Source organism: Streptomyces sp. NPDC005931, assembly GCF_042871235.1.
In the GTDB taxonomy this organism is placed as follows: Bacteria; Actinomycetota; Actinomycetes; order Streptomycetales; family Streptomycetaceae; genus Streptomyces.
Window position 1 is genome coordinate 122672 of the sequence record NZ_JBIAIG010000005.1, and the last position, 16898, is coordinate 139569.

Genomic DNA, 16898 nt, shown 5'->3' on the forward strand with positions numbered 1-16898 from the left:
CACCCGGACCGCCGGTCCGCAGGCCACCCGGACCGCCGGTCCGCAGGCCACCCGGACCGCCGGTCCGCAGGCCACCCGGACCGCCGGTCCGCAGGCCACCCGGACCGCCGGTCCGCAGGCCGGCGGGGCCGCGGCCGCCGCTCCCGCCGCCGCTCCCGCGCCGCTCACCGACGGCCCCGGCGGCGGGCAGTCGTCGTGGGCGCAGCAGGTGCACCGGCTCGCGGGCGGCGAGGAAGCGCCGGTGGCGCCCTGGAAGCCGCCGACGGAGGACCCGTTCCAGGCCGCCGCCCGACGACAGGCGTCCGCCCGCCCGGCAGGACTCGGCAAGCGGCTGGCCGCGCGACTGGTGGACACCCTCGTCCTCGGCGGGGTCACCGCACTGGCCGCCGTGCCGCTCGGCATCAGGGCCGTGGACCACGTCGACGCGAAGATCGAGGCGGCCAGGCTCTCCGGCGAGACGGTCACGGTCTGGCTGCTCGACGGCACGACGTCGACGTACCTCGGGATCGTCCTCGCCGTGCTGCTGCTGACCGGCGTCCTGTCCGAGGTGCTGCCCACCGTCAAGTGGGGGCGCACACTGGGCAAGAAACTGCTGGGTCTGGAGGTGCGGGACATCGAGGGACACGAGGCTCCCGGGTTCGGTGCCGCCCTGCGCCGCTGGCTCGTCTACAGCATCCCCGGGTTGCTCGTGGTCGGTGTCGTGGGCGTCCTGTGGTGCCTGTTCGACAAGCCGTGGCGCCAGTGCTGGCACGACAAGGCCGCCCACACCTTCGTGGCGGGCTGACCCGGCACACCTCACTCCGCCGCTACTCCGGACGGCGGCCCGCCGGATGCGGAGCCCGGCGGTTCGCGGTCGACTCGGCCCATGAGCACCGAACCGCCCCCCGGCTCCGGTCAGCAGCCGCCGGACGACGACCCGTTCAGGAAACAGCCGCCTCCCTACCCGGGCGCCGGAGGTCCGGAGGGCGGCGGACCGCACGGCGGCGGTCCCCAGGAAGGCGGTCCTCACGGCGGCAGCCCCTACGGGGGCGGCCCCCCGCCCCCCGGCGGCCCCTACGGCGGTGGCGGTCCGTACGGAGGAGGGCCGTACGGCGGTGGCCCGTACGGTGGCGGGCCTCCGCCCTCCGACCCCCTCGCCGGCATGCCCCCGCTCGCCGACAGCGGCAGGCGCACCCTCGCCCGCGTCATCGACATGATCCTCGTGGGCATCGTGGTCGCCCTGCTCACCTGGGGGTTCGGCGTCAACGAGTACGACGTGGACGGTGACGACATCGACGCCGGCAGGTCCCTCTGGCAGTCCCTCGTCGCCGCCGTCCTCTACATCGCCTACGACACCTTCATGACCGCCCGCACCGGACAGACCTTCGGCAAGAAGTGGCTGAACATGAGGGTGGCCAACCTCGACAACGGCGCCACCCCGTCGGTGCAGACGGCGCTGACGCGCGCGGCGGTGCTGTGGCTGCCGTTCGCCTTCTGCTGCGCCTGCGTGTGGACCGCGATCTCGGGCGGCTGGAGCTTCTTCGACCGGCCCTACAAACAGGGCCTGCACGACAAGGCCGCCAAGACCGTGGTCGTCAGCACCGCTTGACGGGGGTGGAGCACCGGGCCGCCCGCCGACGTCAGGAGGCCGCCCGCTCCCGCACCGGCTCGCGGGCCGGAGTCGTGACCGGAGCGGCGACCGTCGCCGAGGTCCGCACCGGCGCCTTCGGTGCGGGCCGGCTCCCCGCGGCGGGGCGGGACGTGGCCGACGGGACCGTCAGGGCGACCAGCAGACCGAGGACGAGTGCGGCGACGGCGACGATCGTGATCCCCGGTACCGAGGTCGTCCGTGACAACAACAGCATGGCGAGGGTCGAGAAGACCACGGTGCACGAACCGTAGGCGAGCTGAGCGACAGTCGGACGGGGCATGGCCATCGTGTCCTCGGAAGTCGGGTGCTGTCGGCCTGGCATTCCGCCAGCTTCCAGGCGTTCCGCCAAGCGACTCTAACCGCCAGAGTGCCCGAGGGGAACGGACAGTAAGCGTGACCTAACCGACAGGACCGGTGCACGGGGGGCGCACGGAGTCATGACGTCCACAACGTGGACGGGCACATGCGCCGTTCGAGGGGCTGCCATGCGTCCGGAAACCGGACGCCGTCTCCGCATAGTGCAGTTGAACTGTTCAAGTCAAGGTCTGTTTTTTCTGTCGAACCTTTAGTCAAATGTCGTCACTTGATTACACGCGTTGATCACGTGTGCGCGGACCTCCATCATCCCGGAACCCCCCTGCCGCGCGCACGCACGCGGGAGGGGACCTCAAGTGACCAGTAGCAACTGGACGTTCAGAGCGGCCGCGATCGGCGTGGCGCTCGCGGCGGCCACCGCCACCGGCTCTGCGTTCACCGTGGCCCAGGCCGACACGGCCGACAAGGCCGACCGGCCCTCCGCCGTGGACCGGCACGACCCGGCGGAGAAGCACCACGTCGAGCACGACCTCGAGGGGCCGCTGTCCAAGACGCAGAAGGCCCAGCGGGAAGAGGCGCTGAACCAGGTCATGTCCGGCGAGGCCACGGTGAAGAACCGTGAGGGCTCGAAGGTCGTCCAGCTGAAGAGCAAGAAGGGCGACAGCAAGTACGTCGAGCTCGGCCGCGAGAAGACCGACAAGATCTTCACGATCCTCGTCGAGTTCGGCGACCAGATCGACAGCCGCTTCGGCGGTACCCCCGGCCCGCTGCACAACCAGATAGCCCAGCCGGACCGCACCAAGGACAACTCCACCGCCTGGAAGGCGGACTACGACCAGAAGCACTTCGAGGACCTGTACTTCGGCACCGGCAAGGGCGTCGAGTCGGTCAAGAAGTACTACGAGAAGCAGTCCTCGGGCCGTTACTCGGTCGAGGGCAAGGTCTCCGACTGGGTCAAGGTGCCCTACAACGAGGCCCGTTACGGCAACAACGCCTGTGGCGACACCAACTGCCCGAGCGTGTGGAACGTCGTCAGCGACGGCCTGAACGCCTGGGTCGCCCAGCAGAAGGCGGCCGGGAAGACCGACGCCGAGATCAAGGCCGAGGTCAAGCAGTTCGACCAGTGGGACCGCTACGACTTCGACGGCGACGGCGACTTCAACGAGGCCGACGGCTACATCGACCACTTCCAGATCGTGCACGCCGGCGAGGACGAGTCCGCCGGCGGCGGCGCGCAGGGCACCGACGCCATCTGGGCCCACCGCTGGTACGCCTTCGGCACCGACGCCGGCGCCACCGGCCCCGAGCAGAACAGGCTCGGCGGCGCCCCGGTCGGCGACACCGGCATCTGGGTCGGCGACTACACCGTCCAGCCGGAGAACGGCGGGCTCGGCGTCTACGCCCACGAGTACGGCCACGACCTCGGTCTGCCGGACCACTACGACACCGCGGGCGGCGAGAACTCCACCGGGTACTGGACGCTGATGTCCTCCGGTTCCTGGCTCGGCACCGGCAAGGACGAGATCGGCGACCTGCCCGGCGACATGACCGCCTGGGACAAGCTCCAGCTGGGCTGGCTGAACTACGACACCGCCAAGGCCGCGGTGAACTCCTGGCACAAGCTGGGAGTCGCGGAGTACAACACCAAGCACAAGCAGGCGCTGGTCGTCACGCTCCCGAAGAAGGCCGTCACCACTGAGATCATCACCCCCGCCGAGGGGCAGACGCAGTGGTGGAGCGGCAGCGGTGACAACCTCAAGAACACACTGACCCGCAGCGTCGACCTCACCGGCAAGGCATCGGCCCAGCTGACCTTCGACGGCTGGTACGAGATCGAGGCCAACTACGACTACCTCTACACCGAGGTGTCGACCGACGGCGGCGCCAACTGGACCGCCCTGGACGGCACGGTGGACGGGCAGCCGATCCCGCGCGACGGCAGCGACAAGCCGGCCCTGCACGGCACGGTCGACGGCTACAAGAAGCTGGCGTACTCCCTGGACGCCTACGCGGGCAAGAAGATCGACCTGCGCTTCCGCTACCAGTCCGACGGCGGTGTGGCCCTCAAGGGCTTCGCGGCCGACCGGATCTCGGTGACCGCGGACGGCGCCGCGCTCTTCACGGACAACGCCGAGACCGCCGACGCAGCCTGGACGGCGACCGGCTTCTCCCGCATCGGGGCGTCCTTCACCAAGGACTACGAGCAGTACTACATCGCGGAGAACCGCCAGTACGTGTCGTACGACAAGACCCTCAGGACGGGTCCGTACAACTTCGGCTTCGCCAACACCCGTGCGGACTGGGTGGAGCACTTCCCGTACCAGAACGGCCTGCTGATCTGGAAGTGGGACACCTCCCAGGCGGACAACAACACCAGCCAGCACCCGGGCACCGGTCTGATCCTGCCGGTCGACTCGCACCCGGCCCAGCTGAAGTGGTCCGACGGCACGCTGATGCGCAACCGCATCCAGACCTACGACGCGCCGTTCAGCCTGTACCGCACGGACGGCATCACGCTGCACAAGAACGGTGTGGCCACCAGGATCCCGTCGTCGAAGGGCGTGCCGGTCTTCAACGACCGCACGAACACCTACTACGACGAGACCAACAAGACCGCCGGCGTCAAGATCACTGACACCAACACCAAGATCAGGATCCTCAAGGAGGCCTGGGACGGCTCGACGATCACCCTCGAGGTGGATCGCGCGACGCGCTGAATAGCGTTTTAGCAGGTCAGAACGTGATCGGCGGTGACCCCCTGGCGGGTTGCCGCCGATCCGTGTTTAGGTGCTGGCGTGACTCTCTTATTGACACCAGTGATCACGGGGGTATGAGTTCATGGCCGCAGGAGGCTTCTGCAAGCTGCCGAACGGCACGGTGGTGGTGGCGCTGAACCTGCCCCGCCCCGCCGCCGACGGACCCGGCTCCGTGCGCGTCCTCGTGCACGCCGCCAACCGGGCGCGGGCCCTGACCAGGCTGCGCAACCTGGGGATGCGGGCTGTCTACCTGCGGGGCAACGCCGCCCCGCCGACTCCCGACGAGATCACGGCGGTGCTGCACCACCCCGACGGCCTCATATGGCGCACGGCCCCCGGCAGCGGCGTCCTGACCGGCGGAGCCGAGCTGGCGGTGGAGCTGTGGCACCCGATCAGGGCGCTCCTGCGCCGTCCCCCGGCTCCCGCGTAGGGGGAAGGGGGACGGCGTGCCGCCCCGCGCGGCCGCTACTGGACGACCGGCTTGCCCGAGATCTCCACGCCCGCCTCGCGCATCTCCTCGACGGCCCGCTCGGTGGTCTCCTGGGCCACCCCGGCGGTGAGGTCCAGCAGGACCTGGGTGCGGAAGCCCTCGCGGACGGCGTCCAGTGCGGTCGCCCGCACGCAGTGGTCGGTGGCGATGCCCACCACGTCCACCTCGTCGATCTCCCGGGCGCGCAGCCAGTCCGCCAGGTGCACGCCGTTCTCGTCGGTCCCCTCGAACCCGCTGTACGCCGCCGCGTACGCCCCCTTGTCGAACACCGCGTCGATCGCGCCGGAGGCGACCGCGGGGGCGAAGTTCGGGTGGAACCCGACGCCCTCCGTGCCGGCCACGCAGTGCGCGGGCCAGGAGCGGACGTAGTCGGGATTGTCGGCGAAGTGGCCGCCGGGGGCGATGTGGTGGTCGCGGGTGGCGACCACGTGCCGGTAGCCCGCCGGGGCCTGGCCGATCAGCTCGGTGATGGCGGCGGCCACGTCGGCGCCCCCGGCCACCGCGAGGCTGCCCCCCTCGCAGAAGTCGTTCTGTACGTCGACGACGATCAATGCGCGGCGCATGGTCGGTGTCCTTCGGCTTAGGGGTCGGGTGGGGGAGCGGGCCCGGCCGGTGAATCCTTCCGAGCCTATTGCGTTGACGGCGGTGCGGACAGGGGCACGGCAGGGCGGCCGGGAGCTTCACCACGCGCACGAAGGGGCATGCCGTTCCCGTGCTGTGGCCGGGAAGGAGAGCCGGTGGATCTTTCCGGCCACCGCACGGGCACTAGCCACCCGAGCGCCCGCGCGCGTACTCCGTAGGAAGGACGGGTTCCCCCCGGGAGAGCTGTGTCGCGGACAGCGGGAGACCGGCGCGGGCCGCCGCGTGCCGGTCGCGGACCACGTCCAGCGGCTCGCGGGCGACCACCTCGCCGCCCTTGACCAGCTCCACCAGGAGCTGCCGGCCGACCAGCTCCGCGGGCACCGGCCCGGTGCCGACCACCTCGGCCTCGGCCACCCCGTACGCGTCCAGCCGCCGCGCGGCCCACTTGCGGCCGCCGATCGAGGTCTTGCCGCCGGTGGACTTCTTGGCCACCGGTACCAGCGGGGCCCCGGGATCGGCCGACTCGGCGCGGGCGACCAGCTTGTAGACCATGGACGCCGTCGGGTGCCCGGAGCCGGTCACCAGCTGGGTGCCCACCCCGTACGCGTCCACCGGCGCCGCGGCGAGCGAGGCGATGGCGTACTCGTCCAGGTCGGAGGTCACGATGATCCTCGTGCCGGTGGCGCCCAGCTCGTCCAGCTGCTGCCGCACCCGGTGCGCCACCAGCAGCAGGTCCCCGGAGTCGATGCGCACCGCGCCGAGTCCCGGCCCGGCGATCTCCACCGCGGTGCGGACCGCCTCGGCGACGTCGTAGGTGTCCACCAGCAGGGTCGTGCCCTCGCCGAGCGAGTCCACCTGGGCGCGGAAGGCGTCGCGCTCGGTGTCGTGCAGCAGCGTGAAGGCGTGGGCGGAGGTGCCCACGGTCGGGATGTTGTAGCGGAACCCGGCCGCCAGGTCGGAGGTGGAGGCGAAGCCGCCCACGTACGCGGCCCGGGAGGCGGCCACCGCGGCCAGTTCGTGGGTGCGCCGGGCACCCATCTCGATCAGCGGCCGGTCACCGGCGGCCGACGACATCCGGGAGGCCGCCGCCGCGATCGCCGAGTCGTGGTTCAGGATCGACAGGATGACGGTCTCGAGGAGCACGCACTCGGCGAAGCTCCCCTCGACCCGCATGACCGGTGAGCCCGGGAAGTACACCTCGCCCTCCGGGTAACCCCAGATGTCACCCGAGAAGCGGTACGAGGCGAGCCAGTCCAGCGTCTCCTCGTCGACGATCCCCTTGCGGCGCAGAAAGCCGAGGACACCGGCGTCGAAGCGGAAGTTCTCCACCGCGTCCAGCACCCGTCCGGTACCGCACACGACGCCGTAGCGGCGCCCCTCCGGCAGCCGCCGGGTGAAGACCTCGAAGACGCTGCGCCGCCCGGCCGTACCGGCCCGCAGGGCGGCCTGGAGCATCGTCAGCTCGTACTGGTCCGTGAAGAGCGCCGTCGAGGGAACGTCCACCGGCAGCCCAAGGTCCGCTGTGTTCATGGCAGGATGGTACCCCCTTTTCGTCGGTGTGACGATTTCGGTGGGCCGTGGCAGCATGGGCAGTGTGACGTCACCCGCACCCCTGGAAGTCGAACGCACCGAGTCGGCGGAGGAGGTCTTCGCCGTCCCCGAGCCCGACGTCCCCTGGGTCACGATCGTCCACAACGACCCGGTCAATCTCATGAGCTATGTGACGTACGTCTTCCAGACGTACTTCGGCTACTCCAAGGACAAGGCCACCAAGCTCATGCTGGACGTCCACCACAAGGGCCGGGCGGTCGTCTCCAGCGGCACCCGTGAGGAAATGGAACGCGACGTCCAGGCCATGCACGGTTACGGTCTGTGGGCCACCCTCCAACAGGACCGGAAGTAGCGAATCGCCTCCATGCCCGGACACTTCGAACCGCTCCCCGGCGGCGGCGCCGCCGTCGCCCTCGACCACGTCGAGATCTCCATCATCCGGTCCCTGGCCGTGCAGCTGATGGAGCTCATCGGCCCCGGCCCCGCCGAGGAGGCCGGCGCCGATCCGCTCGCCGAACTCTTCGCCGAGGGGCCGAGCGCGCCGCCGTCCGACCCGGTGCTGCGCCGCCTCTTCCCCGACGCCTACACCGACCCCGAGGGCGCCGCCTCGCCGAAGGACGCCGAGGAGGAGCGGGCGCGGTCCGCCGAGTTCCGCCGCTACACCGAGAACGACCTGCGGGCCGGCAAGCGCGAGAACGCCCTCGCGGTGATCCGCTCCCTGGACGCCCTCACCGCGGCCGGCGAGGGCGGCGCGGTGCTCAAGCTGTCGCCGGAGGAGTCCCGCCGCTGGCTCGGCGCCCTGAACGACCTGCGCCTCGCCATCGGCTCCCGGCTGGAGATCACCGACGAGGACGACGGCGACCTCCTCTTCCACCTCCCGGACGAGGACCCGCGCAAGCCGATGGTGATGGCGTACCTGTGGCTCGGCGGCCTCCAGGAGACCCTCGTCTCCACCCTCATGGCCTGAACGCGGCCGCACGTGACCGCAGCTGCCTGACCCCTGTCCGCTGACCGAACGCGCCCGTCCGGACAGCGGTCCCGTCAGTCCCCCCGCCGGTTCGGTCTCCCGGGCCCGCCGTCACCGATGCGGGCGGGCCCGCGTGCGCCCCGGCGAGGCCCGGAGCCGACCGCCGTTCGCTCAGAGGACGCTCAAATCCGGATAACGATCGCGTCAAACGTCCGGCCTTTCTTGACCGCGGCGGTCCTTTTTCGTCCCTTTTTCCTGTGTGGTACGCCACAGAACGCCCGGATGATCAGTGATGCCGCCGTGATAAATCTTCACGACCGCCCGGCGAACACCACCCGAATGTCCGCCGGGGGCGCCACCGAGCCGGCGACCGCCGGCCAGGCACAGCTCCATCAGTCCTGGGGGGATCGAGACCCGATCCGCGGCCGGTCAGCGGCCCGGGTCGGTATGGAGAAAGGCGCACCACACATGACCTCACCGAAGGTCGACAGCGAGTCCGTACCCGAGGAGGGGTACGAGCGCGGACTCGGCAGCCGGCAGGTCCAGATGATCGCCATCGGCGGCGCCATCGGGGTCGGCCTCTTCCTGGGGGCCGGGGCCAACATCGCCAAGGCCGGTCCCAGCCTGATCGTCATGTACGCCCTGGCCGGCGTGATCATCTTCTTCATCATGCGGGCCCTCGGCGAGCTGCTGCTCTACCGCCCCGTCTCCGGGTCCTTCGCCGAGTACTCGCGCGAGTTCCTCGGCCCGTTCTTCGGCTACTTCACCGGCTGGACGTACTGGCTGATGTGGGTGGTCACCGGCATGGCCGAGCTCACGGCCGCCGCCATCTACATCAACTACTGGTTCCCGCAGGTCCCGCAGTGGGTCTCGGCCCTGGTCTTCCTGATCGTGCTGTTCGCGGCCAACCTCATCTCGGTGAAGCTGTTCGGCGAGATCGAGTTCTGGTTCTCGATGGTCAAGGTCACCGCCATCATCGGCATGATCGTGATCGGCCTCGGCGTGCTCACCTTCGGCTTCAGCGCCGCCGGTGACACCGCCACGGTGTCCAACCTGTGGCAGTTCGACGGCTTCTTCCCCAAGGGCATCGGCTCGTCCCTGATGACCCTCCAGGGCGTCATGTTCGCCTACCTCGCCGTCGAACTGGTCGGCGTCACCGCCGGCGAGTCCGAGAACCCGGAGAAGACCCTCCCCAAGGCGATCAACACCCTGCCCTGGCGCATCGCCCTCTTCTACGTCGGCGCCCTCACCGTCATCCTGTGCGTGGTGAAGTGGACGGAGTTCGCCGAAGGCGTCAGCCCGTTCGTGAAGGCCTTCGCGGTCATCGGCATCCCGGCCGCCGCGGGCATCGTGAACTTCGTCGTGCTGACCGCGGCCCTGTCCTCCTGCAACTCCGGCATGTACTCCACGGGCCGCATGCTGCGGAACCTGGCCGAGAGCGGTGAGGCCCCGCGGGTCTTCCGCAAGCTGTCCTCCACCAAGACCCCGGCGCTCGGCATCGGCATCTCGGTGATCTTCATGGGCATCGGCGTGGTCCTGAACTACACCGTCCCGGAGAAGGCCTTCGGTTACGTCACCTCCGTCGCCACCGCGGCCGGCATCTGGACCTGGCTGATGATCCTCGTCAGCCACGTGATGTACCGCCGCCAGGTGGTCGCGGGCCGCCTGCCCGCCTCCTCCTTCCCGGCGCCGGGCGGCTCGGTGTGCTCCTGGATCGCCATCGTCTTCCTGCTCTTCGTCACCGGCCTCATCGCCGTCGACGCGGACTCCCGCATCTGCCTCTTCGTGATGGCCGGCTGGGCCCTCGCCCTGGGCATCGGCTGGGCGGTCCTGAAGAACCGGAACCCGCAGGTCGCCGAGCGTCGCGAGCCGGATCTCGAGAAGGTCGGCTGACCTCCGCCCAGGGACGTCCGTCCGCAGGGAGTACTCGTGGCACCCCCTGCGGCCGCCGCTCAGGGCGTCCGGCATACGGGCCACCGCGTACCACCCATCGGTACGCGGTGGCCCGTCTGCTTATCCTGACCCTCATGCTGACCATCACCCAGGCCCTGTACGACAAGATCGTCGCCCACGCGCGCGAGGACCACCCCGACGAGGCGTGCGGCGTGGTGGCGGGCCCGGTGGGCTCCGGCCGCCCCGAGCGCTTCGTCCCGATGCTCAACGCGGCCCGCTCGCCCACGTTCTACGAGTTCGACTCGCAGGACCTGCTGAAGCTCTACCGCGAGATGGACGACAACGACGAGGAGCCGGTGGTCATCTACCACTCCCACACCGCGACCGAGGCCTACCCCTCCCGCACCGACATCTCCTACGCCAACGAGCCCGGCGCCCACTACGTCCTGGTCTCCACCGCGGACACCGACGGCGCCGGAGACTTCCAGTTCCGGTCCTTCCGCATCCTGGAGGGCGAGGTCACGGAGGAGGAGGTCAAGGTCGTCGAGACCTACTGAGTCACCGCCGCCCCGCGCTGACCTGCATTGTCCCGCATCCCGGAAGGAAATCATCCGGGATGTGAGATCACACTCGGATCCCCCGATCGGGAATCGATACGATGACCCCATGGTTTTCCACGACGTGAGCGAGAAGACGCCGGGCATGCTGCTCGTGGCGCGGCTGCACGTCGACCTGTGCAGGCTCGCCAGCGCCATCTGTTGACGCCGCCGCCCTGCCGCCGTACGGCCCGTGAGCCGCGGCGCCGCTCCACCTGCGTACGACACGCACCTCCGCACCTCCCGCGCCGCCGCGCGCCCACCGACCCGACGACACCTTCCGACAGGAGCCCTGAGCCATGGCCATCGAGGTTCGCATCCCGACCATCCTCCGCCAGTACACCGACGGTCAGAAGGCGGTGGGGGGCACCGGGGACACCCTCGCCGAGCTCTTCGCCGACCTCGAGACCCGGCACACGGGCATCCAGGCCCGCATCGTGGACGGGGAGCAGCTGCGCCGCTTCGTGAACGTCTACCTCAACGACGAGGACGTCCGCTTCCTCGACGGCATCAACACCAAGCTCGCCGACGGCGACAACGTCACGATCCTGCCGGCAGTGGCCGGCGGGATGGCCTGATCGCCGTGCGGTACGACTCCCCCCTGGCCGCGGTGGGCAACACGCCCCTGGTCCGCCTGCCGCGCCTGTCGCCGTCCGACGACGTCCGCATCTGGGCGAAGCTGGAGGACCGCAACCCGACCGGCTCGATCAAGGACCGCCCCGCGCTGTTCATGATCGAGCAGGCCGAGAAGGACGGCCGTCTGACCCCGGGCTGCACGATCCTCGAACCCACCTCCGGCAACACCGGCATCTCGCTCGCCATGGCCGCGAAGCTCAAGGGCTACCGCATGGTGTGCGTGATGCCCGAGAACACCTCGCAGGAGCGCCGGGACCTGCTCGGCATGTGGGGCGCCGAGATCATCTCGTCCCCGGCCGCGGGCGGCTCCAACACCGCGGTCCGCGTCGCCAAGGAGCTCGCGGCCGAGAACCCGGACTGGGTGATGCTCTACCAGTACGGCAACCCGGACAACGCCGGCGCGCACTACGCCACCACCGGCCCCGAGATCCTCGCCGACCTCCCCTCCATCACCCACTTCGTGGCCGGCCTCGGCACCACGGGCACGCTGATGGGCGTCGGCCGCTACCTGCGCGAGCACAAGCCGGACGTGAAGATCGTCGCCGCCGAACCGCGCTACGACGACCTGGTCTACGGCCTGCGCAACCTCGACGAGGGCTTCGTCCCGGAGCTGTACGACGCCTCCGTCCTGACCACCCGCTTCTCGGTCGGCTCCGCCGACGCGGTCACCCGCACCCGGCAACTCCTCCAGCAGGAGGGCATCTTCGCCGGCGTCTCCACGGGCGCCGCGCTGCACGCCGCGATCGGGGTCGCGAACAAGGCGCTGAAGGCGGGCGAGTCCGCCGACGTCGCGTTCGTCGTCGCCGACGGCGGCTGGAAGTACCTGTCGACCGGCGTGTACACGGCCGCGACGACGGAAGCGGCCATCGAGACGCTCCAGGGCCAGCTCTGGGCCTAGACCTCCGGGCCGGCACCGGGAGCGCAGACCTCCTGGGCCGGCGGTTCCGGCGCGGGCCTCCGGGGCCTGCTCCGGGCGCGGACCCCGCGCCGCGCCGCCGCACGCACCTCGCCGAAGAGGGGCCGGACCGCTGTCCGGCCCCTCCGCCGTTCCCGGGGCCCGGGGCCCGCGCGGTCCTCGCCGTTCCCGGCCTCAGGGACCGCGGCCTTCGCTGTTCTCAGCCGCCCACGGGCACAGCGGCTTCGCCGTCCCCGGCCCCCGGGCACCGCGCGCTCAGCCGTTCCGCCGCTGCGCAACCGCGCCTGTCACCCCGCCAGGTACCGCACCCGGTCCCACAGCACCGGATCCACCGGACCGACCCTGCGGCGGAAGTCGCCCACCGGGACCTCGCGCAGCTCGTCCGTCTCCAGGAAGCTCGCCCGGCCCCGCACGTCGCCCACGCTTCCCGGCGGCAGCGGGATCACCGCGGCCCGGTCGCCCCGTACCCGTGTGGTGATCTTTGCGACGGTCGCCCGCTGCCCGCGCACCGCCAGCACCAGGCACGGCCGGTCCTTGGCGCCCGGCCCGTCCTCGAAGGGCACGTCGGCCCACCAGATCTCCGCGGGACGCGGCAACCCCGGGGGAGTACCGGCCGCCGGGCTGGGAACCCGTTCCCGGTGCTCACGGGTCCGGTGTCCCCGGCCCCATCCGTCGACGAGCGCGGCGACCAGCGCGAGCAGTACCACCGCGGCGAGTGCGAGCCACCAGGACGGGTCCATGACCCGACCGTACCGGCGCGGGCCGGTGCCGCGCGCCCCTTCGGAGGCTCCACGCGCCTCGGTTCCAGCCGAACCGGTGACACCACAGGTGAGTTCGCCCACAACAGCACCTGGTGGAGGAGCGACCACAGGTTTTGCGCCTTACGCTCGACAAACCGCACGACCCCCGTCTCCACATCCCCGCCAGCGGAGGTTTCTGCTTCATGAAGCTCACCGTCGTCGGCTGCTCGGGGTCGTTCCCGTCCGCGGAATCGGCCTGCTCGAGCTACCTCGTCGAGGCCGACGGCTTCCGGCTGCTTCTCGACATGGGCAACGGCGCCCTGGGCGAGTTGCAGCGCCACTGCGGTCTCTACGACCTGGACGCGATCTTCCTCAGCCATCTGCACGCCGATCACTGCATCGACATGTGCGCGTACTTCGTGGCGCGCTACTACCGTCACGACGGCGGCCGCTGCGGCCCCCTCCCGGTCTACGGACCCGAGGGCACGGAACACCGGCTGACCACTGCCTACGCCGACACCCCCTCGGCCTCCTCCATGAGCGAGGTGTTCGACTTCCACACGGTCAAGCCGTCCACCTTCGAGATCGGCCCGTTCACCGTGCACACCGAGCGCGTGGCGCACCCGGTGGAGGCGTACGGCATCCGGATCGAGCACGGCGGCAGGACGCTGACGTACTCCGGCGACACGGGAGTGAGCGCGGCGCTGGACGAACTGGCCCGCGAGGCCGACCTGTTCCTGTGCGAGGCGGCCTTCACGCACGGCAAGGAGAGCATCCCCGACCTGCACCTGAACGGCCGCGAGGCGGGTGAGACGGCGGCCCGGGCCGGCGCCCGCCGCCTGGTCCTGACCCACATCCCCCCGTGGACCGACCCGCAGATCAACCTCGCCGACGCCTGCGCGGTGTACGACGGGCCGGTGGAGCTGGCGGCGCCGAGGGCGACGTACGAGGTCTGACAGCCGTACCGCATGACGAAGGCCCCGGAACCTCTGGCGGGTTCCGGGGCCTTGGCGTCATTCAGCGGAGCGTCAGGCCTTGGTGAGGTCCTCGACCTCCTCCTCGGGCTCGCGGCCCGGGGTCGGCAGGTTGAACTTGGTGATCGCGAAGCGGAAGACCGCGTAGTAGATCGCCGCGAACACCAGGCCGATGGGGATGATCAGCCATGGCTTGGTCGCGAGACTCCAGTTGAGCCCGTAGTCGATGGCGCCCGCGGAGAAGGTGAAGCCCGCATGGACGCCGAGCGCCCAGGTGATCGCCATGGACAGGGCGGTGAGCACCGCGTGGATCACGTACAGCACTGGGGCGATGAACATGAACGAGAACTCGATCGGCTCGGTCACACCGGTCACGAAGGACGTCAGCGCGAGCGACACCATCATGCCCATCACGGCCTTGCGGCGCTCGGGGCGGGCGGCGTGGGCGATGGCGATGGCCGCGGCCGGGAGACCGAACATCATGATGGGGAAGAAGCCCGACATGAACTGACCGGCGTCCGGGTCACCGGCGAAGAAGCGGTTCAGGTCGCCGTGCACGACCTCCCCCGCGGCGTTGGTGAAGTCACCGATCTGGAACCAGGAGACGGTGTTCACGAACTGGTGCATGCCGATCGGGATCAGCGCGCGGTTGATCAGACCGAACAGACCGGCGCCCGCGGCACCGAGACCGGTGATCCACTCACCGGCGTCCGAGATGACCTCGCCGATCGGCTCCCAGACCAGACCGAAGAACACGCCCATGGCAGTGCCGACGAAGGCCATGATGATCGGCACGAGCCGGCGGCCGTTGAAGAAGCCGAGCCAGTCCACCAGCTTCTTGCGGTGGTACCGCTGCCACAGGACCGCCGAGAGCAGACCCATGATGATGCCGCCCAGGACACCGGGGTTGTTGTACGTCGCGGCTATGTCCGCGCCGTCCTGGACCTTTGCCTCGGTGACCGGGAACGCCTTCAGGACGTTGCTGTACACCAGGAAGCCGACCAGGGCGGCGAGAGCCGTGGAGCCGTCGGCCTTCTTGGCGAAGCCGATCGCAACGCCGATGCAGAACAGCATCGGGAGGTTGTCGAAGATCGCGCCGCCCGCCGTGGCGAACACCGCGGTGACCTTGTCGGGCAGGTTCAGTTTCTCCTGGACGTCCGTCTGACCCAAGCGGAGCAGAATGCCCGCCGCCGGCAGTACGGCGATCGGGAGCTGAAGGCTGCGGCCGACCTTCTGCAGGCCCTGGAACAGGCCGGATCCCCGCTTCTTCGCGGGGGCCGCCGATGCGGTGGCGGTGCTCATGGTTCCTCCATCGGTGGTGGTCTACACCACTCAGTGGTGTAGACCTGTTGTAGCACGATGAAGGTGACGTAAGGAACCCGCGATTCCTGTGACAGAGCGACTGCGCGGCGTTACGCCTTGGTCGTGTCCTCCACCTCCTCCTCCGGCTCCCGCCCCGGCGTCTTCAGGTCGAACTTCGTAATGGCGAACCGGAAGATCGCGTAATACACGGCCGCGAAGCACAGACCGATCGGGATGATCGCCCACGGTCTGGTCGCCAGGTTCCAGTTGATGACGTAGTCGATGAGACCGGCCGAGAAGCTGAAGCCGTCGTGCACGCCCAGCCCCCAGGTCACCGCCATGGACACGCCCGTCAGCAGCGCGTGCACCACGTACAGCAGCGGCGCGACGAACAGGAACGAGTACTCGATCGGCTCGGTGATGCCCGTGACGAACGACGTCAGCGCCACCGACAGCATCAGACCGCCCACCTCCTTGCGGCGGGCGGGCCGTGCGCAGTGCGTGATCGCCAGCGCCGCCGCCGGCAGCGCGAACATCATGATCGGGAAGAAGCCCGAGGTGAACTGGCCCGCGTCCGGGTCACCCGCCAGGAACATGTTGATGTCGCCGTGCACCACGGAACCGTCCGGCTTGGTGTAGCTGCCGAACTGGAACCAGATGGGCACGTTCAGGAACTGGTGCAGACCCACCACCAGCAACGCCCTGTTCGCGATCCCGAACACCCCCGCGCCCCAGGCCCCCAGATCGCTCAGCCAGTCGCTGAAACTCTCCAGTCCGTCACCGATCGGCGGCCACACCCACAGGCACAGCGCGGCGAAGGCGATCGCCACGAACGCCATGATGATCGGCACCAGCCGCCGACCATTGAAGAAGCCCAGCCAGTCCACCAGCCTGGTGCGGTGGAAGCGCTGCCAGAAGTACGCAGCCAGCAGACCGATGACGATGCCGCCGAACACCCCCGGGTTCTGGTACGTGAACGCCGTCACGGTCCCGTCCGTCACCTGACAGCCGACGTTCGGCACCGCCCGCGACCCCTCCGGACAGTCCTCGGGGAACTGGCGCAGCACGTTGAAGTAGACGAGGAACCCCGCCACCGCCGCCAGCGCCGTCGAGCCGTCCGCCTTCTTCGCCATGCCGATGGCCACGCCCACGCAGAACAGCAGCGGCAGTCCCAGCGAACCGTCCAGCAGGGCGCCGCCCGCGCCCATCATCACCTTGGAGACGTCGGTCCACCCCAGCCCGTCCTCCCCGAACACGTCCGGCTGGCCCAGGCGGTTGAGGATGCCCGCGGCCGGCAGCACGGCGATCGGCAGCTGGAGACTCCGGCCCATCTTCTGCAAGCCCTGGAACAGCCGGTTCCAGCGTTCGCGCCCCGGGCCGACCGCCTTCTCGGCCTCGGGTGCGGGACGGTCGGCACTCATCCGTTCCCCTTTATCGGGAGCTGAGGGTTTGGCGACGGTCCGCCCGGTGGTGTAGACCATCCACGGACGGGGTTCCACGGACGGACGGTTCCGCTGTCGTGAGGCCATCCTTCGGCAGCCACGCCAGAA

Annotated in this window: 18 protein-coding genes; 12 read left to right on the top strand and 6 right to left on the bottom strand. The window is 69.9% G+C overall.

Annotation, left to right across the window (positions count from 1 at the left end; translation table 11 throughout):
* Both ACFYOV_RS14715 and ACFYOV_RS14720 read left to right on the top strand, forming a co-directional pair.
* Positions 1-784 (top strand): RDD family protein (locus ACFYOV_RS14715; RefSeq protein ID WP_389087328.1); only part of this gene is annotated, 784 nt, incomplete at its 5' end.
* A gap of 81 nt (positions 785-865) precedes the next feature.
* Complete coding sequence (locus ACFYOV_RS14720) at positions 866-1588, top strand: RDD family protein (protein ID WP_389087331.1); 723 nt, start codon at positions 866-868, stop codon at positions 1586-1588.
* Between the two features lie 31 nt (positions 1589-1619).
* On the opposite strand, the gene ACFYOV_RS14725 is transcribed toward ACFYOV_RS14720, so the two are convergent.
* On the bottom strand, positions 1620-1916 hold the full coding sequence (locus ACFYOV_RS14725; RefSeq protein ID WP_389087333.1) for a hypothetical protein: 297 nt from the start codon (positions 1914-1916) through the stop codon (positions 1620-1622).
* A 385-nt stretch (positions 1917-2301) separates the two neighbouring features.
* Here ACFYOV_RS14725 and ACFYOV_RS14730 point away from each other — a divergent pair, with 385 nt between their 5' ends.
* Positions 2302-4662: an immune inhibitor A domain-containing protein gene (locus tag ACFYOV_RS14730; RefSeq protein WP_389087336.1), complete on the top strand. Its 2361-nt coding sequence runs from the start codon at positions 2302-2304 to the stop codon at positions 4660-4662.
* A 121-nt stretch (positions 4663-4783) separates the two neighbouring features.
* A complete protein-coding gene (locus tag ACFYOV_RS14735; RefSeq protein WP_389087338.1) occupies positions 4784-5131 on the top strand; it encodes a hypothetical protein in 348 nt (115 codons plus the stop codon).
* A gap of 35 nt (positions 5132-5166) precedes the next feature.
* On the opposite strand, the gene ACFYOV_RS14740 is transcribed toward ACFYOV_RS14735, so the two are convergent.
* Together ACFYOV_RS14740 and ACFYOV_RS14745 are read right to left on the bottom strand one after the other, a co-directional pair.
* Positions 5167-5754: a nicotinamidase gene (locus tag ACFYOV_RS14740; RefSeq protein ID WP_389087341.1), complete on the bottom strand. Its 588-nt coding sequence runs from the start codon at positions 5752-5754 to the stop codon at positions 5167-5169.
* Positions 5755-5956: 202 nt separating this feature from the next.
* Positions 5957-7303, bottom strand: a complete 1347-nt coding sequence (locus tag ACFYOV_RS14745; RefSeq protein ID WP_389087343.1) for a nicotinate phosphoribosyltransferase — start codon at positions 7301-7303, stop codon at positions 5957-5959.
* Positions 7304-7358: 55 nt separating this feature from the next.
* On the opposite strand from ACFYOV_RS14745, the gene clpS reads away from it, so the two are divergent.
* The 7 genes from clpS to ACFYOV_RS14780 all read left to right on the top strand — a co-directional run bounded on the left by clpS (position 7359) and on the right by ACFYOV_RS14780 (position 12314).
* Positions 7359-7676 (top strand): ATP-dependent Clp protease adapter ClpS, encoded by a 318-nt coding sequence (clpS, locus tag ACFYOV_RS14750; protein ID WP_389087910.1) that lies wholly within the window; start codon positions 7359-7361, stop codon positions 7674-7676.
* A gap of 12 nt (positions 7677-7688) precedes the next feature.
* On the top strand, positions 7689-8291 hold the full coding sequence (locus tag ACFYOV_RS14755) for a DUF2017 domain-containing protein (RefSeq protein WP_389087345.1): 603 nt from the start codon (positions 7689-7691) through the stop codon (positions 8289-8291).
* Between the two features lie 468 nt (positions 8292-8759).
* On the top strand, positions 8760-10184 hold the full coding sequence (locus ACFYOV_RS14760; RefSeq protein ID WP_389087348.1) for an amino acid permease: 1425 nt from the start codon (positions 8760-8762) through the stop codon (positions 10182-10184).
* 134 nt (positions 10185-10318) lie between these two features.
* On the top strand, positions 10319-10741 hold the full coding sequence (locus ACFYOV_RS14765) for a Mov34/MPN/PAD-1 family protein (RefSeq protein WP_389087350.1): 423 nt from the start codon (positions 10319-10321) through the stop codon (positions 10739-10741).
* A gap of 109 nt (positions 10742-10850) precedes the next feature.
* The gene (locus ACFYOV_RS14770) at positions 10851-10946 is read left to right on the top strand and encodes a putative leader peptide (RefSeq protein WP_316959376.1); all 96 of its coding nucleotides are present in this window, start codon (positions 10851-10853) and stop codon (positions 10944-10946) included.
* Between the two features lie 133 nt (positions 10947-11079).
* Complete coding sequence (locus ACFYOV_RS14775; RefSeq protein WP_389087353.1) at positions 11080-11358, top strand: MoaD/ThiS family protein; 279 nt, start codon at positions 11080-11082, stop codon at positions 11356-11358.
* Positions 11359-11363: 5 nt separating this feature from the next.
* Positions 11364-12314, top strand: a complete 951-nt coding sequence (locus tag ACFYOV_RS14780) for a PLP-dependent cysteine synthase family protein (RefSeq protein WP_389087355.1) — start codon at positions 11364-11366, stop codon at positions 12312-12314.
* A gap of 305 nt (positions 12315-12619) precedes the next feature.
* Here the strand turns inward: ACFYOV_RS14780 and ACFYOV_RS14785 are convergent, their stop codons facing one another.
* Positions 12620-13072, bottom strand: a complete 453-nt coding sequence (locus ACFYOV_RS14785; protein WP_389087358.1) for a type II toxin-antitoxin system PemK/MazF family toxin — start codon at positions 13070-13072, stop codon at positions 12620-12622.
* Between the two features lie 203 nt (positions 13073-13275).
* Here ACFYOV_RS14785 and ACFYOV_RS14790 point away from each other — a divergent pair, with 203 nt between their 5' ends.
* Positions 13276-14028 carry an MBL fold metallo-hydrolase gene (locus ACFYOV_RS14790; protein WP_389087360.1) on the top strand — a complete coding sequence of 251 codons (753 nt, stop codon included), beginning with the start codon at positions 13276-13278 and terminating at the stop codon, positions 14026-14028.
* Positions 14029-14100: 72 nt separating this feature from the next.
* Here the strand turns inward: ACFYOV_RS14790 and ACFYOV_RS14795 are convergent, their stop codons facing one another.
* Complete coding sequence (locus ACFYOV_RS14795; RefSeq protein WP_389087363.1) at positions 14101-15348, bottom strand: PTS transporter subunit EIIC; 1248 nt, start codon at positions 15346-15348, stop codon at positions 14101-14103.
* Positions 15349-15458: 110 nt separating this feature from the next.
* The gene (locus ACFYOV_RS14800) at positions 15459-16769 is read right to left on the bottom strand and encodes a PTS transporter subunit EIIC (RefSeq protein ID WP_389087365.1); all 1311 of its coding nucleotides are present in this window, start codon (positions 16767-16769) and stop codon (positions 15459-15461) included.
* Positions 16770-16898: the final 129 nt, after the last annotated feature.